Here is a 21,111-nt window from a genome sequence, read left to right as displayed (position 1 = left end):
TCAGGACGCGACGATCGCCTTGCCCACGGCGAACCCCTTGGCCGGCCCCTCCGGGATCACCGCGTCGGTGCCGTAGGGGACGCGGTGCTCATCGGTGTACCTGGCCTTCTTCGCGTCGGGGGACGTCAGCACGACGACGGCTCCCTCGTCGTCGAAGTCGTCGACGATCACGACGTACACCGGGATGCCCGCCCTGGCGTACTCACGGCGCTTACGGACGCGGTCGCGCTGGAGGTTGCGGTGACCTGGCGAGGTGACCTCGACGACCATCTTCACGCCGCCGGCGTCGACGCCCAGGCCCTCCTCGTCGGGGATGTCGTCGAGGTCGACGGGGGCGACGAAGAGGTCGGGGATCCAGGCCTTGTGGCGGTGGATGACGTTGCCGTCGTGATGAACCGCGTAGTCGCTCCCCGCCAAGTGGGTATCAAGTGCACGGCGGAGGCGGCCAATCAGGACAGTGTGACGACGGCGACCGGTAGGCGACACCTCGATGGCCCCCTCGATGATCTCGGCGCGGTAGCCCTCGGGGAGATCCATGGCCTTCCACGCCTGCCACAGGACCTCGTCCAGGTCGGAAACCGGTTCGGAAGCCGGCTTGTCTGCCACCACCGGGGCCACCTCTTCTGCGAGAGCGGTCATCGTGAAGCACCTCCTCCTTCAAGTGTGGGCGGGAGCGCCACTACGGCACAAGCGACAGCCGTGACGCTACGCAGCCGCCCCGGTATCGCACGCCCTTACGTCCGTTGATCATCCGAAGGAGTGGTGTCCTCGTGTTCGCCGGGACGTGTCTCGGTGGCCCGGCGCCGCAGCAGCTCGCGTTCGCGGGCGTTGCGGGTGAGGGAGGCCGCGCGCTCGAACTCCGCACGGGCCTCCGCCGTGCGGCCCAGGCGGGACAGCAGGTCGGCGCGGACGCTGGGGAGCAGGTGGTAGTCGTGCAGGGCGGGTTCCGCGGTCAGGGCGTCGACGAGCTGCAGGCCCTGTGCCGGCCCCTCGGCCATCGCGACGGCGACCGCGCGGTTCAGCTCGACCACCGGGGACGGGGAGCGGGCCGCCAGCAGGGCGTACAGGGTGGCGATGGCGCGCCAGTCGGTCTCCTCGTAGGTGTACGCGTGCGCGTGGCACGCGGCGATGGCCGCCTGGAGGGCGTAGGGGCCGGCGGCGCCGGACGCCGTGGCTTCGGCGCGGGCGAGGGCGCGGATGCCGCGCGCGATGAGCAGGCGGTTCCAGCGGCGGCGGTTCTGGTCCTTCAGCAGCACCGGTGCGCCGTCGGGTCCGGTACGGGCGGCGGAACGGGACGCCTGGAACTCGAGCAGCGCCGTCAGGCCGTGCACCTCGCTCTCCTTGGGCATCAGCGCGGACAGCAGGCGGGCCAGGCGCAGGGCGTCCTCGCAGAGGCCGGGCCGCAGCAGGTCGTCGCCCGCGGTGGCCGCGTACCCCTCGTTGAAGATCAGGTAGATGACCTCGAGGACGGAACCGAGGCGGGCCTCGCGGTCGGGTCCGTACGGCACTTCGAAGGCCACGTTCCTCGTGGCGAGCGTGCGTTTGGCGCGCACGATCCGCTGGGCGACCGTCGGCTCGGGGACGAGGTGGGCGCGGGCGATCTCGGCCGTGGTCAGACCGCCGAGCAGGCGCAGGGTGAGCGCGATGCGGGCCTGCGGCGACAGCGCCGGGTGGCAGGTGGTGAAGACGAGCCGGAGCAGGTCGTCGTCGATGCCGTCGGGGTCGGCGGGTGCCTCGGGCGGTGCCGTGGTCTCCAGGTCGCGGCCGATCCCGGCGAGTTTGCGGGCGTAGGTCTCGCGGCGCCGGACCAGGTCGACGGCACGGTGCCGGGCGGTGGCCATGAGCCACGCGCCGGGGTTGTCGGGCACGCCGTCGCGGGGCCACCGTTCCAGGGCGGCGACGAGCGCGTCCTGCGCCAGTTCCTCGGCGATGCCGACGTCCCGGACGATCCGGGCGACGGCGGCGATCACCTTGGGCGACTCCAGGCGGAAGACCGTCTCGATGGCGTGCGCGGCGGACGGGGGCGGGGTGGGCTGCGGTTCCACAGCCCACCATGCAACACCCCCGGCGGCCGCAGGGCCAAGGACGGTCAGCCCTCGGCGATCTCGCGCACCTCGCAGGTCACGGTCCAGAAGTCCTCGTGGACCTGCAGGAAGCGCTTGGTCCACTCCAGGGCCTCGGCCTTGTCCTTGCACTGCATGAGCGCGTAGCCGCCGATGACCTCCTTGGCCTCCGTGAACGGTCCGTCGGTGACGGAGATCCTGCCGTCCGACCAGGTGACGCGGGTTCCCTGGGCGGACGGGGTGAGTCCGGCGGTGTCGAGCATCACGCCGGCCTTGGTGACCTCCTCGATCAGCTCGCCCATCCGCCGCATCAGGTCCTCGCTGGGGCCCTCGGCGGGCACGGAGGACTCGTCGATGCGCACGAGGGACAGGTAGCGGGGCATGGTGACTCCTTCGGCCGTGGCGACGGGACCGTTTCCCGCCGCTCACCCCTTGCGTCGAACGGGAGACGCCCGGATCGACACGTTCCCCGATTTTTTTCCGGAGATCTTTCCGGCTCTTTCCCCGGAGCTGTTTCCGGCCCGGTGTTCCCACGGGCCCGACTCCTCGATACGTCAACTTCCGGCCGCCGGCGTCACTCCGCCGCGAGCGCGGCCGTGCTCGACCGCACGACGAGGCTGGTCGCCAGCTCCACGCGGGTCGCCGTGCGCTCCTCCGCGGCGCTTCCCAGCTCCAGCACCAGGCGGGCGGCGGCCTCGGCCATCTCGGTCAGCGGCTGCCGTACGGTCGTCAGCGGCGGGCCGACCCAGCGGGCCACGGGCAGATCGTCGAAGCCGACGACGCTCAGGTCCTCCGGGATGCGCAGCCCCAGCTCGCGGGCGGCCTCGTAGAGGCCGAGCGCCTGCAGGTCGTTGCCCGCGAAGACGGCGGTCGGCCGGTCGGGGCGGCGCAGCAGCTCCAGGCCCAGGCGGTAGCCGGCGTCGTGGTGGAAGTCGCCGGCCACGACGAGGGAGGGGTCGACCGGGAGCCCGGCCGTCTCCAGGGCCGCCCGGTAGCCGTCCACCCGGGCCCGGCTGCACATCATCCGGGAGGGGCCGCTGATGGCGCCGATCCGGGTGTGGCCGAGTTCCACCAGGTGGCGGGTGGCGGCGAGGCCGCCCTGCCAGTTGGTGGCGCCGATGGAGGGCACGTCCGGGCCCGGGTCGCCGGCCGGGTCCATCACGACGAAGGGGATGGACCGGCTGGTCAGCAGGGCCCGCTGGGACTCGTCGAGTCCGGACAGCACGAGGACGACGCCGTGCGGGCGGCGGGCGGCCACCTGGTCGGCCCAGGTCCGGCCCGGGGTGAGCCGCCCGGCCGACTCGGACAGCACGACGCTCAGCCCGGCGTCCCGGGCCACGTTCTCCACACCCCGGATGACCTCCATCGCCCAGGCGCTCTCCAGCTCGTGGAAGACCAGGTCGATCAGCGGGGAGCGCGAGGCCTCGGCGCGCCGTCGCCGGTAGCCGTGGGTGCGCAGCAGTTCCTCGACCCGGGCGCGGGTCGCGGGGGCCACGTCCGCGCGGCCGTTGAGGACCTTCGAAACAGTCGGAGCGGAGACCCCGGCCTCCCGGGCGATCTCGGCGAGGGTCGCGGTCTGCGATTCTGCGGACTTCGAAGGTTTCATGCGCGCGATCGTACCTCCGCGAGACGTCACGACGAAGGGGCGGTGGCGCCATGGGACATCGGAAGATGCGGAATCCGCTTCGAAAGATTCGATGGCAACGGGGGAGAGGGGGGCGCGGTCCCGGACAACGAGAACACCCCGCTCCCGGAACAACCGGGAACGGGGTGTCTGTGTGGAGCGCCGGGCAGGCCTTGCACCTGCATCTCCCCGCAGGAAGCGGGACGTCTTTCCTTGGACCACCAACGCACTGCGTCCGTACCGGAGTTCCGGCCGTTCGCTGTGTGATGATCATAGCCCAGTCGGGGCCGGTCCCACAACCTCAGCCGTCCGACACCGGCTCGAACCGCCACCGGTGCACGGCCCGCGTCACCAGCTCGGCCGCCGGCTCGGGAAGTTCGGGCAGCGGAGCGTCGTAGGGCGCGTCCCACCAGGTGATGACCAGCACCCGGTCCTGCGGCGCCCGGAAGACCTCCCGGCGCAGCGGCTCCCCGCCGGGCCGCTGTTCCCGCACCCAGGCGAGCAGCTCCTCGCCCCGGCCCTCGGCGGCCCTGGCCTCCCACATCAGGGCGACCGTCATGAGTAGAGGTTCTCCTTGCCGACCTCGTGCACGTGGTCGTGCCCGGGGACGTGGGGGTCGGTGACCGGCAGGGAGGAGTCGGCCGACAGGTCCCAGCCGGAGGCGGCCCGGTTGCGGGCGACCATCTCCGCGCCGAGCGCGGCCACCATCGCGCCGTTGTCCGTGCACAGCTTGGGGCGCGGGACGCGCAGCCGGATCCCCGCCGCCTCGCAGCGCTCCTGGGCGAGGGCGCGCAGCCGGGAGTTGGCGGCGACGCCGCCGCCGATCATCAGGTGGTCCACGCCCTCGTCCTTGCAGGCGCGGACGGCCTTGCGGGTGAGGACGTCGACGACGGCCTCCTGGAAGGAGGCGGCCACGTCACGGACCGGGACCTCCTCACCGGCGGCGCGCCTGGCCTCGATCCAGCGGGCGACGGCCGTCTTCAGGCCGGAGAAGGAGAAGTCGTACAGCGGGTCGCGCGGGCCCGTCAGGCCGCGCGGGAAGGCGATCGCGGCGGGGTCGCCCTCGCGCGCGTAGCGGTCGATGACCGGTCCGCCGGGGAAGCCCAGGTTCAGCACGCGGGCGATCTTGTCGAAGGCCTCGCCGGCCGCGTCGTCGATGGTCGAGCCCATCGGGCGGACGTCGGAGGTGATGTCCTCCGACAGCAGCAGCGAGGAGTGGCCGCCGGACACCAGCAGCGCCATCGTCGGCTCCGGCAGCGGACCGTGCTCCAGCTGGTCCACGCAGATGTGGGAGGCGAGGTGGTTGACGCCGTACAGGGGCTTGCCGAGGGCGTAGGCGTACGCCTTCGCCGCCGAGACGCCGACGAGCAGGGCGCCCGCGAGGCCGGGGCCGGCGGTCACCGCGATGCCGTCGAGGTCCCGTGCGGAGACGCCCGCCTCCTTCAGGGCACGGTCGATGGTGGGGACCATCGCCTCCAGGTGGGCCCGGGAGGCCACCTCCGGTACGACGCCGCCGAAGCGGGCGTGCTCGTCGACGCTGGAGGCGACGGCGTCCGCCAGCAGGGTTGTGCCGCGGACGACGCCGACGCCGGTCTCGTCGCAGGAGGTCTCGATGCCGAGGACGAGGGGTTCGTCAGTCATTGGTCTCGGTTCCTTGTACGGGGGAAGAACCCGCGGCTGAGCCGCTGTCGGAGGCGGTGATCAGGCGCATCACCAGGGCGTCGACGTTGCCCGGCTGGTAGTAGCCGCGGCGGAAGCCGATCGACTCGAAGCCGAAGCGCTCGTAGAGCTTCTGGGCGCGGACGTTGTCGACCCGGCACTCGAGCAGCACCTCGTGGCACTCGAACGCGGTGGCCGCGCGCAGCAGCTCGGTGAGCAGGCGCCCGCCGAGTCCGGTGCCCTGCTGGTCGCGGGCGACGGCGATGGTCTGGACGTCGGCCTGCTCACCGGAGGCGACGAGGCCCGCGTACCCGACGACGCGGTCGTCGCCGGACACGGCCACCAAGTAGCGCCGGGTCGCCTCGGGGCCCCGGGAGTGGGCCAGCTCGGACCAGAACATGCCCCGGGACCAGGCGTCCTCGGGGAACAGGTCCTTCTCCAGCTCCAGGACCGGGTCGATGTCCCACCAGCGCATCTCGCGCAGTCGGGGGGTTGCCGGCTGAGTCACTTGGGGGTGACCACCTTGTAGTTCTTGGGGACCTGGGCGTCGGGCCGGCGCAGGTAGAGCGGCCGGGGCGCCGCCAGTTCCTCGCCCGCGGCCAGCTTCCCGGCGGCGAGCGCGGCGAGGGCGGCGGCGGACACGTGCTCGGGCTCGTGGGCCCTCGGGAACGTGTCCGGGTAGAGCAGCGCGCCGGCGCCGACCGCGGGCAGCCCGGCGACCTGCTCGGCGATGTCGGCCGGGCGGTCCACGGCCGGGTCGGTCAGCCGGGTGCGGGAGTCGGCGTACTTCGCCCAGTAGACCTCCTTGCGCCGGGCGTCGGTCGCCACGACGAAGGGGCCCTTCTCGATGTCGGCGGCGTAGGCGAGGCCGTCCAGCGTGCACACGCCGTGCACGGGGACGCCGAGCGCGAGGCCGAAGGTGTCGGCGGTCATCAGGCCGACGCGCAGGCCGGTGTAAGGGCCGGGGCCGACGCCGACGACGATCCCGGTGACCGCCTCCAGCTTCAGCCCGGCCTCGGCGAGCACGCGGTCCACGGCCGGCAGCAGCAGCTCTCCGTGCCGGCGCGCGTCCACCTGGCTCGACGAGGCGATGACGTCGGTTCCGTCGTGCAGGGCGACGGTGACGGCGGGTGTTGCGGTATCCAGAGCTAGCAAGAGCACGCGAACAGCCTACGGCGCTCGCGCCTCCCGCATGGCCGTCCGGGTCGTACGGTCACCGGCTGCTACGGTCTGGACGAGCCAGACAATGCAGACAAGTACGACATATCGCACGAGACGGACGGGAGGTGGGCGCACGTGGCGGGAACCAGCGCGGGGATCGTGGCCGCCCTGACCGCGGCGGCGCTGGGAACGGTCGGTTTCCTGGCGTTCCGGGCCCAGGCGACCGTACCGGCGAACCTGACCGGCAGGCCCGGGGCGGGCGCGTCCGCCGCGGCGGCGGCCGGCAAGGCGCCCCGGGACCGGCGCGATCCGACCGCGCTGCCGAGTGCCTCCGGTACGGGTGAACGGGTGGTGTACTCGGTGGACGACGACCGGGTCTGGCTGGTCGACGGGCGCGAGCGGACGCTGCGCGGCTTCCCCGTGCGCCCGGGCAGCGTCGACCCGGCGCCGGGGACGTACTGGGTGTCGTCCCGCTCGAACGCGGTCACCGGCACGGACGGCGTCCCCATCGAGCATGTCGTGCGGTTCACCACCGTGAACGGGGTGACGATCGGCTTCAGCGCGGCGGTGGGCGACGGGGGGCAGGCCGTGCCCGACCCGGCCGTCAAGACGGGCGGCATCCGCGAGACACGGGCGGACGGCGAGGCGATGTGGAACTTCGCGACGATCGGCGTGAAGGTGGTCGTGATCCGCTGAGGGTGGTCGGGGTGATCCGCTGAGGGCGCACCTCAGGCCGTGAGCGTCTCCAGGCCCGCGTCGGCCCACCGCCGGCCCAGCCCGGTCACGGTCACGTGCCGCACCTCGTCGGTGGTGTCGCCGACGGCCCGGTGGATGACGACCTGGAGCCGGTCCTCGGTCAGGTCCTCCACCTTGCCCTCGCCCCACTCCACGACGATCACCGAGTCGGGCAGCGAGACGTCGAGGTCCAGGTCCTCCATCTCGTCCAGGCCGCCGCCGAGGCGGTAGGCGTCCACATGGACCAGGGGCGGCCCGTCGCCGAGGGAGGGGTGCACGCGGGCGATCACGAAGGTCGGCGAGGTGACCGCGCCGCGCACGCCGAGGCCCTCGCCGAGCCCGCGGGTCAGCGTGGTCTTGCCGGCGCCGAGTTCCCCGGTGAGCATGACCAGGTCGCCCGCGCGCAGCAGCTTGGCCAGCCGGCGGCCCAGCTCCCGCATCTGCTCGGGCGCGGTGATCGTCAGCCGGGTCTCAGCGGGGTTGTGCGGTGCTGCTGGTGCTTCCATAGCCACTTACGGTAGCCCCTGCGGGCACGGCACCCGCGCGGGTGAGCAGGTCGGCGAGGCGGTCCGTGACCACTTCCGGGTGTTCCAGCATCACCAGGTGCCCGGCGTCCGGCACCAGCACCAGCTCGGCGTCCGGCAGCAGGTCGGCGATGGCCTCGCTGTGCTCGCTGGGCGTGACCAGGTCCCGGACGCCGGCCAGCACGAGCACCGGCATGTCCCGGAAGCACACCAGGGCCCCGGTCTTGTCGTGCTCGGTGAAGGCCGGGTAGAACTCGGCGACCACGTCGATCGGCGTGGCCTCGATCATCCGCTCCGCGAACCGCTCGACGGCCGGGTCGACGTCCCGACCGGCGAACGAGTACCGCTTGATGACGCCGGCGAACAGGTCGGCGGTGGCCCGGCGCCCCTTCTCCACCAGCTCCGCCTGCTGCCCGAGCGCCTTCAGCACGCCGGGGAGGATGCGGCGCACCGCGTTGACGCCGGCCACCGGGAGCCCGAAGTTGACCTCGCCGAGCCGGCCGGAGGAGGTACCCACGAAGGCGGTGGCGACGACCCGGTCCCGGATCAGCTCGGGGTACTGGGCGGCGAGGGCCATCATGGTCATTCCGCCCATCGAGTGACCGACCAGCACCACCGGCCCCTCCGGCACGGCGGCGTCGAGGACGGCCTTCAGGTCGCGCCCGAGCTGGTCGATCGCGACCGGCACCCCGTCCCGGGTCTGGGCCACGCCCCGGCCGGACCGCCCGTGGCTGCGCTGGTCCCAGTGCACGGTGCGCACGACCCCGCGCAGTGCCGCGCGCTGGAAGTGCCAGGAGTCCTGGCTGAGGCAGTAGCCGTGGCAGAACACGACGGTGACCGGGGCGGGGGCCTTGCGGCCGAAGAGCCTGCGGCGGCGCGGGGAGACGTGCGGGCCGAGGTCGGGCTCGACGTCGTCGACCTCGTAGTACAGCTCGGTGCCGTCGTCGGCGTGCGCCTTGCCCGGGGTGCCGCGCAGGGTGCCGTAGGGGCCGGCCGAGTCGAGGGCCAGCCGGGCCTTGCGCCGCATGCCGCGGCCGACCGTCATCCGCTCGATGGCGACGCCGGCCGCCGCGCCCGCGGCGAGCACGCCTATCGCGGCACCGGCGACACCGGTCGCCCTGCGCCAGCTACCGGCCGCCCCCGCGGCGGAGGCGGCGGCCGCCGAGGCGACGACGTCCGCCACGGCCTCCGCACTGCTCTCGCTCACGTACCGCTCCTCTTCGCCGTACTGCAGTTCGCTGGGTGGGTGAAACGAGTGGTGCCGGTGTTGTTCGTGTTACCAGCCGGGGCAGGAGTAACCGAGCGTCGGGTGTGCGCGCCCCTGAAGGGGCTACCCCTCCTGGTTCCCGTTCACATGGACGCGGGGAACGCGCGTTCCGATCCGCGTGACGATCTCGTACGCGATCGTGCCGCAGGCCTGCGCCCAGTCCTCGGCGGTGGGCTCGCCGCGGTCGCCGGGCCCGAACAGGACCGCCTCCGCGCCGGCCCCGGGCTCGTCGCCGCCCAGGTCCACCACGAACTGGTCCATGGCCACCCGCCCCGCGACGATCCGCCACTTGCCGTCCACCAGCACCGGTCCGGTGCCGGAGGCGTGCCGGGGGATGCCGTCCGCGTAGCCGACGGGGACGAGGCCGAGGGTGGTCGCGCCGGGGGTGACGTAGTGGTGGCCGTAGCTGACGCCGTGCCCGGCCGGCACGTGCTTGACCAGCGCCAGCGACGCGCTCAGCGTCATCACCGGGCGCAGCCCGAAGTCGGCCGGGGTGCCGATCTCCGGGCTCGGCGAGACGCCGTACACGGCGATGCCGGGCCGGACCAGGTCGAAGTGGGTCTCGGGAAGGGTGAGGGTGGCCGGGGAGTTGGCGATGTGCCGCACCTCGGGGCGCACGCCCTGCCGCTCGGCGTGGGCCACCATCTCCCGGAACCGGTCGAGCTGGGCGGCGATGGACGGATGCCCGGGCTCGTCGGCGCAGGCGAAGTGGGACCACAGTCCGGTGATCCGGACCAGCCCCTCGCGTTCGGCCCGCAGTGCCTCGCCGACCAGTTCGGGCCAGTCGGCGGGCTGGCAGCCGTTGCGTCCGAGCCCGGTGTCGGCCTTGAGCTGCACGCGCGCGGGCCGGCCGGCCCGCCGGGCGGCCTCGGTGACCTCACGCAGCGCCCACATGCCGCTGAGGGAGACGTCGATGTCCGCCTCGACGGCCTCCCGCCAGGGCCCGCCCGGCACCCACAGCCAGCACAGGACGCGCGTGTCCAGACCGGCGGCGCGCAGTGCGAGGGCCTCCTCCGGCGTGGCCGTGCCGAGCCAGGTCGCCCCGGCTTCGACGGCCGCGCGGGCGCACGGCACCGCCCCGTGGCCGTAGGCGTCGGACTTGACGACGGCCATCAGGGCCGCGCCCTGCGCGCGGGCGCGCAGGGTCCGCACATTGGCGCGCAGGGCGGCCAGGTCGATCTCGGCACGGGCCCGCAGGGGCGCGGTCGGCACAGCAGCAGTCTCACTCATGGCGCCCCCAGTCTCTCAGAGCGCCTTCCGGGCCCCGGAAGCACGGGCCTCGGGAGCTTTCGTGTGCGGCCCGGGCAACGGCTTCGGCGCGACCCGCGACGGGCTCGGCGCGACCCGCGACGGAGTTCAGCGCGGCCCCGGCGACGGGTTCGACACGGCCCCGGCTACGGAGTTCAGCGCGGCCCCGCGACGGAGTTCAGCCGCCCTCACGACGGGTTCGACACGGCCCCAGCGATGGAGTTCAGCACGGCCCCGCGACGGAGTTCAGCCGCCCTCACGACGGCTTCCGCACGGCCCTGGCGGTTCCGTACGGCCGTCGTGACGGTCCGGCAGGGCGGCCGGACCCGGGCCTTCGGAGGGCCCCACGCTTTCACCTCCGCGGGGCGTCGGGTGCTCGCGGACACGCGGCGGGCGGGCATGGCGGGGCGCGGGGTCCGTCGTTCCTCAGCCGCGGACTCAGCCGCGGACGTCCCGCCACGCCTGCGGGATCCGCTCGGCCACGTCGTGCGCCCCCGCCGGCGCCCCCTGCGCCGCGAACCGGCCGGCGAGCCCGTGCAGATACGCCGCCGTGCTCCCGGCGTCCGGCGCGGACAGCCCCGCCGCCAGCAGCGATCCGGCGAGCCCCGACAGCACGTCCCCGCTGCCCGCCGTGGCCAGCCAGGACGTTCCCGTGGGGTTCACCCGTACGGCCCCGCCCGCGCAGTCGGCCACCAGCGTCGTCGACCCCTTCAGCAGCACGGTCGCCCGGTACGCCGCGGCCAGCTCGCGCACCGCGGCCAGCCGGGCACCCTCTACCTCCTCGCGCCGCACCCCGAGCAGCGCGGCGGCCTCCCCCGCGTGCGGCGTCATCAGCGTCGGAGCCGTCCGCCCGCGCACCGCGTCCCGCTCCGCCAGCCGCAGGCCGTCCGCGTCGACGAGCACCGGCACGTCCGCCGCCAGTACCTCCGCCACGGTGGCCGCGTCATCGCCCGCCCCCGGCCCGACCACCCAGGCCTGCACCCGCCCGGCCCTGGCCGGCCCGGCGTCGGACACGAGCGTCTCCGGGAAGCGCGCGACGACGGCCTGCCCGGCGGGGCCGACGTAGCGCACGGCACCCGCCCCGCCGCGCAACGCCCCGGACACGGCGAGCACGGCCGCGCCCGGGTAGCGCGCCGACCCGGCGGCGATCCCGACGACCCCCCGCCGGTACTTGTCGCTCTCCCCGGTCGGCGCCGGCAGCAGCCGGGCCACGTCGGCGTGCTGCAGGGCCTCCAATTCGGCCTCGTCGGGCAGTTCGAGCCCGATGTCGACGAGCCGCACGACCCCGGCGTACTCCCGGGCCGGATCGACCATCAGACCGGGCTTGTGCGTGCCGAAGGTGACGGTGAGGTCGGCCCGCAGCGCGGCCCCGCGCACCTCCCCGGTGTCGGCCTCGACGCCGCTGGGCAGGTCGACGGCCACCACGGCCGCCCGTGAGCGCCCCACGGCGGCGGCGAGCCGCTCGGCATCGGGCCGCAGCCCGCCCTTGCCGCCGATCCCGACGATGCCGTCCACCACCAGGTCGGCCCGCGCGATCAGCTCCCCGGCGGCACCGGCGGCGGCCACGGAGCCCCCGGCCCGCCGCAGGGCCGCCAGTCCCCCGGTGTGCGCCCGCTCGGGCGTCAGCGGTACCGCCGTCACCCCGGCGCCGCGCCGGGCCAGCCGGGCCCCCGCGTACAGGGCGTCCCCGCCGTTGTCCCCGCTGCCGACGAGCAGCACCACCCGGCTGCCGTACACCCGCCCGAGCAGGTCCGCACAGGCGGCGGCCAGTCCCGCGGCCGCCCGCTGCATCAGCGCGCCCTCCGGCAACCGCGCCATCAGGGCCCGTTCGGCCGCCCTCACCGTCTCCACGCCGTACGCACTACGCATGGCACCAAGCCTGCCCCGCCCGCCCCGGCCCTCACACCCGCGGTGCCCGCCACAACGGCGGCGAACCGCGCGGCATGGCTCGGGGACACGTGCCATGGCCCACGTCCCCCACGCACGGCGCCCGTGCCCAGCACCCGCCGGACCACCCACACCGCACCCACGGCGCCGAGGCCACCCCGCCCCTCCCACCCGCGGCCGACGTACATCCGGCAAGGGCCCGGAGGCAGCCGACGACACGTCTGTCAGGGGCGCGGGGAACTGCGCGCCCGGCCACGACGCCCCCGCGGCCGCCGAACGTTCCGCCACCGCCCTCCCCGCGGGCTCAGCCCTCCGCCACGACCACGGCCGAGGCCACGCCCGCGTCGTGACTCAGGGACACGTGCCATGCCCGTACGCCCAGTTCCGCCGCCCGCGCGGCGACCGTGCCCTTGACGCGCAGGCGTGGCTGGCCGCTGTCCTCGATGTACACCTCGGCGTCGGTCCACAGCAGCCCGGGCGGCGCACCCAGGGCCTTGGCCAGTGCCTCCTTGGCGGCGAACCGCGCCGCGAGCGAGGCGATTCCGCGGCGGTCACCGCTGGGCAGCAGCAGCTCCCGCTCCACGAACAAGCGGCCGGCCAGCCCGGGTGTCCGCTCCAGGGACGCCCGGAACCGGTCGATCTCGGCGACGTCGATCCCGACTCCGATGATGCTCATGCCGCGCAGCCTACGGTCACGCTCCGGTGCCGGGCCGCGGCCCGGGGCGTGCCGTCTACGCTCCGGGCATGACATCGAACGCCTATCTGACCGACCTGTTCTCGCTGGACGGTCGCGTCGCCGTCGTGACCGGAGGCAGTTCCGGCATCGGCCGGGCCATCGCCGGGGCGCTGGCGCGGGCCGGGGCGAGCGTGGTGGTCGTCGCCCGGGACGAGGGGAGACTCGGGCGCGCCGTCGCCGAGTTGACGGCCGACGGGTGCCGGGCTGCCTGGGTGGGCGGGGATCTGAGCACGCGTGAGGGCGTGCGCGCGGTGGCCGAGGAGGCGGCCGCGGTGTTCGGGGAGCCCGACATCCTCGTCAACTGCGCGGGGGTCAACCTCAGGCCGCCGCTGGGCGAACTGGGCGAGGACGTGTGGGACACCACCATGGCGGTCAACCTGGAGGCCCCGTTCCTGCTGGGGCAGCGGTTCGGGCCCAGGATGGCCGAGCGCGGCTACGGCCGGATCATCCACGTCACCTCGCAGCAGGCGCACCGGGCGTTCGTGGACAGCGGCGCCTACGGCGTCTCGAAGGGCGCGCTGGAGTCGCTGGCCCGCTCCCAGGCGGAGGCGTGGTCACGGCACGGCGTCACCTGCAACACGCTCGTGCCGGGGTTCGTGATGACGCCGCTGAACGCCCGCCTGTCGGCCGACCCGGAGCGGGTGGCGGCGCTGGCCGCGCGCACGATGACCGGACGCAACGGGCTCGCCGAGGACTTCGAGGGGGCGGCGGTGTTCCTCGCCGGCCCGGCGTCCGCGTACGTCACCGGGCAGTCGATCTTCGTCGACGGCGGTTTCTCGGTGCACTGAGCGGGCCCGCGCGTCCCGTGTGAGGAGAGGGGTTTGCGCGGGGACCGCCGCACCCCCGTCACCGGGGGGCGGGACGACGGCGGTCCCCGCGAGGGACGCGGGCAGGCCGGTCAGGCCGGGCTGCGCGTCCGTGGCGTCCGTGGAGGTCCGGGAGCCGCTCCGGAGGTCCGTGACGCCGTTCGGCGCCGGCCTGGGCGGGGAGCCGCTCCCACCCCTGCCGACACCCACTACTGTGCCCGGCCCGTGTTAAGCGGGTGCTGCGCGCACGTGACACCCTGGTACCACTTGCGCTACGGCCCGATCGGCTTGCGGTCATCGCGAGTTCGCCGTGGTCACGGGCCGTTCACCGGCCGTTGGCTACTTGGTGCCGCCCTTGGCCAGGAAGGCCAGCAGGTCCTGCCGGCTGACCACGCCGGTCGGCTTGCCCTCGACCAGGACGATCGCCGCGTCGGCCGCGCCGAGCACCGACATCAGGTCGCCGACCGGCTCACCGGAGCCGACCTGGGGCAGCGGGGCCGACATGTGCTTCTCCAGCGGATCGTCCAGCGAGGCCCGCTTGTTGAAGAGCGCGTCGAGCAACTCCCGCTCCACGACCGACCCGACGACCTCGGCGGCCATGACGTCCGGGTGACCGGCGCCCGGCTTGACGACGGGCATCTGCGAGACGCCGTACTCGCGCAGCACCTCGATGGCCTCGCCGACGGTCTCCTCGGGGTGCATGTGCACCAGGGACGGGATGGTGCCGCCCGCCTTGTCGCTCAGGACGTCGGCGACGCGGGCGCTGGGGCCCTCGTCCTCCAGGAAGCCGTAGTCGGCCATCCACTCGTCGTTGAAGATCTTGCTGAGGTAGCCGCGGCCGCTGTCGGGCAGCAGCACGACGACCACGTCGTCCGGGCCCAGGCGCTCGGCGACCTCCAGCGCGGCCACCACGGCCATACCGCAGGAACCGCCGACGAGCAGGCCCTCCTCGCGGGCCAGCCGCCGGGTCATCTGGAAGGAGTCCTTGTCGGAGACCGCGACGATCTCGTCGGCGACGGTGCGGTCGTAGGCGGTCGGCCAGAAGTCCTCACCGACGCCCTCGACCAGGTACGGCCGCCCCGATCCGCCCGAGTACACGGAGCCCTCGGGGTCGGCGCCGATGACCTTGACCTTGCCCTGGCTGGCGTCCTTCAGGTAGCGGCCGGTGCCGGAGATGGTGCCGCCGGTGCCGACGCCCGCCACGAAGTGGGTGATCTTCCCCTCGGTCTGCTCCCACAGCTCGGGGCCGGTCGAGTGATAGTGCGAGAGCGGGTTGTTGGGGTTGGAGTACTGGTCGGGCTTCCAGGCGCCGGGCGTCTCGCGCACCAGCCGGTCGGAGACGTTGTAGTAGGAGTCCGGGTGCTCGGGGTCCACCGCGGTCGGGCACACGACCACCTCGGCGCCGTACGCGCGCAGCACGTTGATCTTGTCGGTGCTCACCTTGTCGGGGCACACGAAGATGCACTTGTAGCCCTTCTGCTGGGCCACGATGGCAAGTCCCACGCCGGTGTTGCCGCTGGTCGGCTCGACGATGGTGCCGCCCGGCTTCAGCTCCCCGCTCTGCTCGGCGGCCTCGATCATGCGCAGGGCGATGCGGTCCTTCACGGAGCCGCCCGGGTTGAAGTACTCCACCTTGGCCAGGACGGTCGCCTGGATGCCCTGGGTCACGTTGTTGAGCTTCACCAGCGGGGTGTTGCCGACGAGGCTGATCATCGAGTCGTGGAAATGCACCGTTGTCTCCGGTTGCTTGCAAAAAACAGTGGTCGTATGTGGTGTCGCCAGCCTACGGCCCCCGGGTGACGGGGGACGGGCGTTCACTCCCCGTCGCGATTGGCGGACGGTCCGTACGGGGCAAGGAGTGGGTGTACGGCTACGAGGAGGTGGCGGCGACCCATGACGAGGATGTCGAGGGCGCGAGTGGCCCGGCGCATCGCGGCCGGGGCGGCGTACGGCGGCGGCGGGGTCGGACTGGTGGGCGCGGCCGCGGTCGGTCTGCTGCTTGCGGAGGTACGGCTGGCCCGGCGCCAGGTGGGCAACGGCAGCAGCGGCCGGGTCCCCATGGCCGACGGCGTGTACGGCCACGCGTACGACATCCCCGGTGAGCCGCCGCTGCGGCTGACCATGCTCGGCGACTCCACGGCCGCGGGGCAGGGCGTGCACCGGTCGGGGCAGACCCCGGGGGCGCTGCTGGCGTCGGGGCTGGCCGCGGTGGCGGAACGGCCGGTCGAGCTGCACAACGTCGCCCTGCCCGGCGCCCAGTCCGACGACCTGGACCGCCAGGTGACGCTGGTGCTCTCGGCGCCGGCCCCCGTCCCGGACGTCTGCGTGATCATGATCGGCGCGAACGACGTCACCAACCGGATGCCGCCGACCCGCTCGGTGCGGCACCTGGCGGCGGCGGTACGGCGGCTGCGCACGGCCGGCGCGGAGGTGGTGGTCGGCACGTGTCCCGACCTGGGGACCATCGAGCCGGTGCAGCAGCCGCTGCGCTGGCTGGCCCGGCGGGCCTCGCGGCAGCTGGCGGCCGCGCAGACGATCGGGGCGGTGGAGCAGGGGGGACGGACGGTGTCGCTGGGGGACCTGCTGGGCCCCGAGTTCGAGGCGAATCCGCGGGAGCTGTTCGGGCCGGACAACTACCACCCGTCGGCCGAGGGGTACGCGACGGCGGCGATGGCGGTGCTGCCGACGGTGTGCGCGGCGCTGGGACTGTGGCCGGCGGACGAGGAGCGGCCGGACGTGTCGCGCCGCGAGGGCTTCCTGCCGGTGGCGCGGGCGGCCGCGGAGGCCGCGTCCGAGGCGGGCACCGAGGTCACGGCGGCGATGCCGACGGGGCCGCGGGGGCCGTGGGCGCTGCTCAAGCGCAGGCGCCGGCGCCGGGTCCCGGAGGCCGAGCCGGCGACGCCGTCGGTGTGAGCGGGGCACAGCGCGGCACGGACACCAAGCAAGCGCTTAGTAAATTGCGGCCAGTGTCACACCGCGATACCGATGACCAGTCAGGTACGGCCGGGTAATTTCCCACACGGCCCTGCCCGACCCAGTTCACTGGAGCCCTGATGCCCGAAGCCGTCATCGTCTCGACCGCCCGCTCCCCCATCGGCCGCGCTTTCAAGGGCTCCCTCAAGGACCTGCGCCCCGACGACCTCACCGCCACGATCATCCAGGCGGCCCTGGCGAAGGTCCCCGAGCTGGACCCGAAGGACATCGACGACCTGATGCTCGGCTGTGGCCTGCCCGGCGGCGAGCAGGGCAACAACCTCGGCCGGGTCGTCGCCGTGCAGATGGGCATGGACCACCTGCCCGGCTGCACGATCACCCGCTACTGCTCCTCATCCCTGCAGACCTCCCGCATGGCGCTGCACGCCATCAAGGCCGGTGAGGGCGACGTGTTCATCTCGGCCGGCGTCGAGACGGTGTCCCGGTTCGCCAAGGGCAACTCCGACAGCCTCCCCGACACGCGCAACCCCCTCTTCGCCGAGGCCGAGGCCCGTACCGCCGCCGTGGCCCAGTCCGAGGGCTCGACCTGGCACGACCCGCGCGAGGACGGTCTGCTCCCCGACCCGTACATCGCCATGGGCCAGACCGCCGAGAACCTGGCGCGCTGGAAGGGTGTCACCCGCCAGGACATGGACGAGTTCGGCGTCCGCTCGCAGAACCTCGCCGAGGAGGCCATCAAGAACGGCTTCTGGGAGCGCGAGATCACTCCGGTGACGCTGCCGGACGGCACCGTGGTCAGCAAGGACGACGGCCCGCGCGCCGGCGTCACCCTGGAGGCCGTGCAGGGCCTCAAGCCGGTGTTCCGCCCCGACGGCCTGGTCACCGCCGGCAACTGCTGCGCGCTCAACGACGGCGCCGCCGCGCTCGTCATCATGTCCGACACGAAGGCCCGCGAGCTGGGTCTGACCCCGCTCGCCCGGATCGTGTCCACCGGCGTCTCCGGCCTCTCCCCGGAGATCATGGGTCTCGGCCCGGTGGAGGCGAGCCGTCAGGCGCTGCAGCGCGCCGGCCTGACCATCGACGACATCGACCTGGTCGAGATCAACGAGGCCTTCGCCGCCCAGGTGATCCCCTCCTACCGCGACCTCGGCATCGACATCGACAAGCTGAACGTCAACGGCGGCGCCATCGCCGTCGGCCACCCCTTCGGCATGACGGGCGCCCGGATCACCGGCACGCTCATCAACTCGCTGCAGTGGCGCGACAAGCAGTTCGGCCTGGAGACCATGTGCGTCGGCGGCGGCCAGGGCATGGCGATGGTCATCGAGCGCCTCAGCTGATCTGACGCACCGTCCGTGACGGGACGGGCACGTGCCGTCCACGAGGGGTCCGGCGCCCGGGACCTGCCCGGGTGCCGGACCCATTCGTGATCCAATCTCCCCCAGGATGTGACCTATCTCCCTCGCGGGAGATATCCATGCAGGTCAGCGTCGTTCCATCGGAAACCCCGCAGGAAAGATCCCGTCCGATTCGTGACGTTACGCACTGACAACTGGTTAGTCCGCCCTTCAAGCTGATGTAGGAAGTCGGGGGTCGACTTTGAACCGGGAGTACGTCAGTGAGCGCCATGCCGATCGCCCTGCTGCTCACCACGGCCGCCACGGGCGCCGTGGGCGTCGCCGTCCTGCGCACCGTCCTGAAGCTGCGCCGCCAGATCGCGGAGCTGCACACGCAGCTCGCCGAGAACAACGCCGCCGCCATGCGGGCACTGCTGCCGCATGCCCGCGGCGCCGCGGACGCCGACCAGATACGCGCGGCGGTGGCAGAGGCGCTGGCGGAGGAGAGGGAGCGGGAACTGGCCGAGGCGCGCGCCTTCTGGGCGGCGCAGGAGGCCCGGGACGCCTCCGACGCGCCCTCCGCGCTCGGCCTCCCGGACACCGACCTCTTCATGCCCCGGCAGAGCGACTTCGTGGGCCTGGAGCCGGTGGCCGAGCCGACCGCCGACGCCGACGAGTTCTCCGGTGAGTCCCCCGAGCTGGCCGCGGCCCGCCGCCGCCACCCCTCGCACCCGGACTTCGTCCCCGTGCAGTCCCCGGCCGTCAACGACCACGAGCGCACGGTGACCACGCTGGAGCAGCTGGCCGCCGGACGCGTCGCACTGTCCGACGTCCGCCCCGGCCCGCTCGGCACCCTCGACGTCTACGTCTTCGCCGACGGCACCACGCTGTGCATGACGCCCGGTCACCGGGAGACGGCGGAACGCCTGGCGGCGGCGCTGGCGGCGGGAGAGACGCCGTACCTGCTCGGCGGCTCGGGGATCTCCGGCGCCTACACGCTCACGTTCGCGTGCGGCGAGGAGTCGGTCTACATCCTGGCCGACCGCGTCATCGCGTCCCTCTGACTCACACCCCCGCGCGCCGGCGCGCCTCCTCCACCCACCGCACCGCCTCGGCGACCTCGTCGTCGCTTCGCAGCACCAGCGTCAAGTCGTGCGCGGCCACGAGGATCTGGTCGGCCGCCGCGAACATCCCCGCGTCCGGCATCTCCCGCGGCTCGGTCCCCGGCTCCTCCACGCGCTGCACCCACCGGGCGAACTCCCGGGCCAGGGCCAGCGCCTCGGCCGCGGCGCTGCGTTGCAGCCGGCTCTGCGGTGCCGCCCGCAACCGGTCGGCGAAGTGGTCCACTGCTTGGGTCAAGGGCGTCGTATCAGGCACGCGCCGAGCGTAACGCGCCGCACTGTTGCCAATACGCGAACGCTCAGGCACGGTGACGTGAAGGAGCGGCTTACATCCCCTTTGCGTCCGGAGGCGCCGATGTCCCAGCTCTTCTCCGAGGAGACCCACCGCAATCTGCTCGCCCGCATTCCCCACTGCACCGGTCGCGAAGTGTCCGACTGGCTGCGCACCGTCGAAGAAGGCCCCGCACTGTTCCGCTTCGAGGAGAAGGTCAGCTGGCTCCGGCACGAGTACGACCTGGCGTACGGTCACGCGAAGGCGCTCGTGCACGAGTACGACCTGAGGAGGGCGGCGCGCAAGCTGCTCTGAACGGCGAAGGGCCCCGGGCGTCTCTCGCCCGGGGCCCTGCCCATGACCGGCACGGGTGCCGGTCGTTGGACACGTGCTAGTCGCTGCTGCTGAAGATCGCCACCAGTCGCAGCATCTCGACGTAGATCCACACCAGGGTCATGGTGAGACCGAACGCGGCGAGCCAGGACTCGTTGCGCGGGGCGCCGTACGCGATGCCGTCCTCGATCTGCTTGAAGTCGAGGGTCAGGAAGAACGCGCCGAGCAGGATCGCGAAGATGCCGACGAGCGCGCCGAGCGGACCGAAGCTGCGCAGCCCGCCGTCCTCGGCGACGCCGAACGCCACCAGCAGCAGGTTGACCGCCATGACGACCATGAAGGCGATCGCGATGGAGATGCCGATGCGGGCGTAGCGGGCGGTGACGCGGATCCAGCCGGCCTTGTAGACCAGCAGGGTCGCGCCCGAGACCGCCATGGTGCCGAGCACGGCCTGGAACGGCGCGCCGCTCCACCGGCTGTTGAACATCTCACTGAAGACGCCGAGGAAGACGCCCTCGAAGGCGGCGTACCCGAGGATCAGCGCGGGCGACGGGGTGCGCTTGAAGCTCTGGACCATGGCCAGCACGAAGGCGACCAGCGCGGACCCGACGGCCAGACCGTAGCTGGTCGTCGACACCGGCAGCAGCGCCCAGGCGAGCACGGCACCGACGGCGACCGTGCCCAGCGTGATCGCCGAGCGGACGACGACGTCGTCCATGGTCATCCGGTCGGTGGTGACCGGGGCCTGCGGGGGCGCGCCGTACTGGACGTCCTGCTGTGCGTAGGGGTTCTGCGCGTACGGGTTCTGCGCGTACGGGTTGCCCTGTGCGTACCCGGCCTGCGGTGCGGTGTTGAAGCCGGCGTAGCCGTTGTCGCGGCTGAACCCCCGTCGCGAGAAGACCGGGTTACTGCTCCTCATTTCACTCCTCCATGGCCACCCTGCGTGGCCTTGGCCTCAAGAGTAATGGATTGGCAAAGGATCGTCCGTAATACCTGGGTAGGATCTTTCCCTCACCGTGCTCGACAACACGCTACGCGTACGGGTGATTCCTGGCCACGGATGATCTCGTTCCATGACGAACCTGCTACCTGACCGAGAGCAAACCCGGCACGACCTCAGCGCGCCGAGGAGGACGCGGAGGCGACCGACGACAGGGGACCGGCACCCGGCCCGCGGTGTCGAGCGCCGTCCCGGTGGTTCGTGGTCCGAGGGCGGCCCGCTGTGGGCACCGGGGGTGAGGGGGCCCGCCGCCGGCGGTGCGCGCGAGAAAGTGCCCGGAGCCGGACTTGAACCGGCACGCCCGCGAAGGGGCAGCGAGGTTTAAGCTCGCCGTGTCTGCATTCCACCATCCGGGCAGGCCATGGGCTCCGCACTGAGGGTCCGAGCCTATCGGGAGGCGCCCCC

General features: G+C 73.2%; 22 protein-coding genes and 1 tRNA gene. 6 read left to right on the top strand and 17 right to left on the bottom strand.

What is annotated here, in order from left to right:
- From IE177_RS00910 to tsaB, 8 genes are all read right to left on the bottom strand, one after another.
- On the bottom strand, positions 1-639 hold the full coding sequence (locus IE177_RS00910; protein WP_190012732.1) for a Uma2 family endonuclease: 639 nt from the start codon (positions 637-639) through the stop codon (positions 1-3).
- 95 nt (positions 640-734) lie between these two features.
- On the bottom strand, positions 735-2,045 hold the full coding sequence (locus tag IE177_RS00905; RefSeq protein ID WP_190012731.1) for an RNA polymerase sigma factor: 1,311 nt from the start codon (positions 2,043-2,045) through the stop codon (positions 735-737).
- A gap of 44 nt (positions 2,046-2,089) precedes the next feature.
- Complete coding sequence (locus IE177_RS00900) at positions 2,090-2,446, bottom strand: YciI family protein (protein WP_190012730.1); 357 nt, start codon at positions 2,444-2,446, stop codon at positions 2,090-2,092.
- Positions 2,447-2,637: 191 nt separating this feature from the next.
- On the bottom strand, positions 2,638-3,669 hold the full coding sequence (locus IE177_RS00895) for a LacI family DNA-binding transcriptional regulator (RefSeq protein WP_190012729.1): 1,032 nt from the start codon (positions 3,667-3,669) through the stop codon (positions 2,638-2,640).
- Between the two features lie 319 nt (positions 3,670-3,988).
- Positions 3,989-4,246 carry a hypothetical protein gene (locus IE177_RS00890; protein WP_190012728.1) on the bottom strand — a complete coding sequence of 86 codons (258 nt, stop codon included), beginning with the start codon at positions 4,244-4,246 and terminating at the stop codon, positions 3,989-3,991.
- Positions 4,243-5,328, bottom strand: a complete 1,086-nt coding sequence (gene tsaD / locus IE177_RS00885) for a tRNA (adenosine(37)-N6)-threonylcarbamoyltransferase complex transferase subunit TsaD (RefSeq protein ID WP_190012727.1) — start codon at positions 5,326-5,328, stop codon at positions 4,243-4,245. Before tsaD ends, IE177_RS00890 begins: the two co-directional genes overlap by 4 nt.
- Entirely contained in the window at positions 5,321-5,821 is a 501-nt protein-coding gene (rimI, locus tag IE177_RS00880) for a ribosomal protein S18-alanine N-acetyltransferase (protein ID WP_190013322.1), read from the bottom strand. The genes tsaD and rimI overlap by 8 nt, the downstream gene beginning before the upstream one ends.
- A gap of 29 nt (positions 5,822-5,850) precedes the next feature.
- Complete coding sequence (tsaB, locus tag IE177_RS00875; RefSeq protein ID WP_190012726.1) at positions 5,851-6,507, bottom strand: tRNA (adenosine(37)-N6)-threonylcarbamoyltransferase complex dimerization subunit type 1 TsaB; 657 nt, start codon at positions 6,505-6,507, stop codon at positions 5,851-5,853.
- A gap of 135 nt (positions 6,508-6,642) precedes the next feature.
- Between tsaB and IE177_RS00870 the strand changes: the two genes are divergently transcribed.
- On the top strand, positions 6,643-7,203 hold the full coding sequence (locus IE177_RS00870) for a hypothetical protein (protein WP_190012725.1): 561 nt from the start codon (positions 6,643-6,645) through the stop codon (positions 7,201-7,203).
- A gap of 32 nt (positions 7,204-7,235) precedes the next feature.
- On the opposite strand, the gene tsaE is transcribed toward IE177_RS00870, so the two are convergent.
- From tsaE to IE177_RS00845, 5 genes are all read right to left on the bottom strand, one after another.
- Positions 7,236-7,748 (bottom strand): tRNA (adenosine(37)-N6)-threonylcarbamoyltransferase complex ATPase subunit type 1 TsaE, encoded by a 513-nt coding sequence (gene tsaE, locus IE177_RS00865; RefSeq protein WP_190012724.1) that lies wholly within the window; start codon positions 7,746-7,748, stop codon positions 7,236-7,238.
- The gene (locus tag IE177_RS00860) at positions 7,714-8,973 is read right to left on the bottom strand and encodes an alpha/beta fold hydrolase (protein WP_190012723.1); all 1,260 of its coding nucleotides are present in this window, start codon (positions 8,971-8,973) and stop codon (positions 7,714-7,716) included. Before IE177_RS00860 ends, tsaE begins: the two co-directional genes overlap by 35 nt.
- A gap of 123 nt (positions 8,974-9,096) precedes the next feature.
- Positions 9,097-10,263 carry an alanine racemase gene (gene alr / locus IE177_RS00855; RefSeq protein WP_190012722.1) on the bottom strand — a complete coding sequence of 389 codons (1,167 nt, stop codon included), beginning with the start codon at positions 10,261-10,263 and terminating at the stop codon, positions 9,097-9,099.
- A gap of 456 nt (positions 10,264-10,719) precedes the next feature.
- Entirely contained in the window at positions 10,720-12,150 is a 1,431-nt protein-coding gene (locus tag IE177_RS00850) for an NAD(P)H-hydrate dehydratase (RefSeq protein ID WP_190012721.1), read from the bottom strand.
- A 322-nt stretch (positions 12,151-12,472) separates the two neighbouring features.
- Complete coding sequence (locus IE177_RS00845) at positions 12,473-12,844, bottom strand: holo-ACP synthase (protein WP_190012720.1); 372 nt, start codon at positions 12,842-12,844, stop codon at positions 12,473-12,475.
- A 68-nt stretch (positions 12,845-12,912) separates the two neighbouring features.
- Between IE177_RS00845 and IE177_RS00840 the strand changes: the two genes are divergently transcribed.
- A complete protein-coding gene (locus IE177_RS00840) occupies positions 12,913-13,692 on the top strand; it encodes an SDR family NAD(P)-dependent oxidoreductase (RefSeq protein WP_190012719.1) in 780 nt (259 codons plus the stop codon).
- A 357-nt stretch (positions 13,693-14,049) separates the two neighbouring features.
- Here IE177_RS00840 and IE177_RS00835 read toward each other — a convergent pair whose 3' ends face one another.
- Positions 14,050-15,441: a cystathionine beta-synthase gene (locus tag IE177_RS00835; protein ID WP_190012718.1), complete on the bottom strand. Its 1,392-nt coding sequence runs from the start codon at positions 15,439-15,441 to the stop codon at positions 14,050-14,052.
- A 162-nt stretch (positions 15,442-15,603) separates the two neighbouring features.
- Here IE177_RS00835 and IE177_RS00830 point away from each other — a divergent pair, with 162 nt between their 5' ends.
- The 3 genes from IE177_RS00830 to IE177_RS00820 all read left to right on the top strand — a co-directional run bounded on the left by IE177_RS00830 (position 15,604) and on the right by IE177_RS00820 (position 19,045).
- Positions 15,604-16,623: an SGNH/GDSL hydrolase family protein gene (locus tag IE177_RS00830; RefSeq protein ID WP_190012717.1), complete on the top strand. Its 1,020-nt coding sequence runs from the start codon at positions 15,604-15,606 to the stop codon at positions 16,621-16,623.
- A 140-nt stretch (positions 16,624-16,763) separates the two neighbouring features.
- Positions 16,764-17,984, top strand: a complete 1,221-nt coding sequence (locus tag IE177_RS00825) for an acetyl-CoA C-acetyltransferase (protein ID WP_190012716.1) — start codon at positions 16,764-16,766, stop codon at positions 17,982-17,984.
- Positions 17,985-18,262: 278 nt separating this feature from the next.
- On the top strand, positions 18,263-19,045 hold the full coding sequence (locus IE177_RS00820; RefSeq protein WP_190012715.1) for a hypothetical protein: 783 nt from the start codon (positions 18,263-18,265) through the stop codon (positions 19,043-19,045).
- Between the two features lies 1 nt (position 19,046).
- Here the strand turns inward: IE177_RS00820 and IE177_RS00815 are convergent, their stop codons facing one another.
- Positions 19,047-19,358, bottom strand: coding sequence for a hypothetical protein (locus IE177_RS00815; RefSeq protein WP_190012714.1), 312 nt, complete (start codon positions 19,356-19,358; stop codon positions 19,047-19,049).
- Positions 19,359-19,457: 99 nt separating this feature from the next.
- Between IE177_RS00815 and IE177_RS00810 the strand changes: the two genes are divergently transcribed.
- Positions 19,458-19,688 carry a DUF4287 domain-containing protein gene (locus tag IE177_RS00810; RefSeq protein ID WP_145876637.1) on the top strand — a complete coding sequence of 77 codons (231 nt, stop codon included), beginning with the start codon at positions 19,458-19,460 and terminating at the stop codon, positions 19,686-19,688.
- A 76-nt stretch (positions 19,689-19,764) separates the two neighbouring features.
- Here IE177_RS00810 and IE177_RS00805 read toward each other — a convergent pair whose 3' ends face one another.
- Entirely contained in the window at positions 19,765-20,625 is an 861-nt protein-coding gene (locus tag IE177_RS00805; protein ID WP_190012713.1) for a Bax inhibitor-1/YccA family protein, read from the bottom strand.
- Between the two features lie 353 nt (positions 20,626-20,978).
- Positions 20,979-21,062: transfer RNA gene (locus IE177_RS00800), tRNA-Leu, on the bottom strand.
- Between the last annotated feature and the right edge of the window lie 49 nt (positions 21,063-21,111).

Origin of the sequence: Streptomyces lucensis JCM 4490 (assembly GCF_014650035.1) — a bacterium.
Classification (GTDB): Bacteria; Actinomycetota; Actinomycetes; order Streptomycetales; family Streptomycetaceae; genus Streptomyces; species Streptomyces lucensis.
This window is presented reverse-complemented; position numbering and strand designations above follow the sequence as displayed.

Coding starts and splice junctions, on each gene's coding strand:
- IE177_RS00895 (WP_190012729.1), bottom strand. CDS start 3,669: ATGAAACCTTCGAAGTCCGCAGAATCGCAGACCGCGACCCTCGCCGAG.
- IE177_RS00825 (WP_190012716.1), top strand. CDS start 16,764: ATGCCCGAAGCCGTCATCGTCTCGACCGCCCGCTCCCCCATCGGCCGC.
- tsaD (WP_190012727.1), bottom strand. CDS start 5,328: ATGACTGACGAACCCCTCGTCCTCGGCATCGAGACCTCCTGCGACGAG.
- rimI (WP_190013322.1), bottom strand. CDS start 5,821: ATGCGCTGGTGGGACATCGACCCGGTCCTGGAGCTGGAGAAGGACCTG.
- IE177_RS00830 (WP_190012717.1), top strand. CDS start 15,604: ATGACGAGGATGTCGAGGGCGCGAGTGGCCCGGCGCATCGCGGCCGGG.
- IE177_RS00900 (WP_190012730.1), bottom strand. CDS start 2,446: ATGCCCCGCTACCTGTCCCTCGTGCGCATCGACGAGTCCTCCGTGCCC.
- IE177_RS00840 (WP_190012719.1), top strand. CDS start 12,913: ATGACATCGAACGCCTATCTGACCGACCTGTTCTCGCTGGACGGTCGC.
- alr (WP_190012722.1), bottom strand. CDS start 10,263: ATGAGTGAGACTGCTGCTGTGCCGACCGCGCCCCTGCGGGCCCGTGCC.
- IE177_RS00850 (WP_190012721.1), bottom strand. CDS start 12,150: ATGCGTAGTGCGTACGGCGTGGAGACGGTGAGGGCGGCCGAACGGGCC.
- IE177_RS00890 (WP_190012728.1), bottom strand. CDS start 4,246: ATGACGGTCGCCCTGATGTGGGAGGCCAGGGCCGCCGAGGGCCGGGGC.
- IE177_RS00805 (WP_190012713.1), bottom strand. CDS start 20,625: ATGAGGAGCAGTAACCCGGTCTTCTCGCGACGGGGGTTCAGCCGCGAC.
- tsaE (WP_190012724.1), bottom strand. CDS start 7,748: ATGGAAGCACCAGCAGCACCGCACAACCCCGCTGAGACCCGGCTGACG.
- IE177_RS00810 (WP_145876637.1), top strand. CDS start 19,458: ATGTCCCAGCTCTTCTCCGAGGAGACCCACCGCAATCTGCTCGCCCGC.
- IE177_RS00910 (WP_190012732.1), bottom strand. CDS start 639: ATGACCGCTCTCGCAGAAGAGGTGGCCCCGGTGGTGGCAGACAAGCCG.
- IE177_RS00845 (WP_190012720.1), bottom strand. CDS start 12,844: ATGAGCATCATCGGAGTCGGGATCGACGTCGCCGAGATCGACCGGTTC.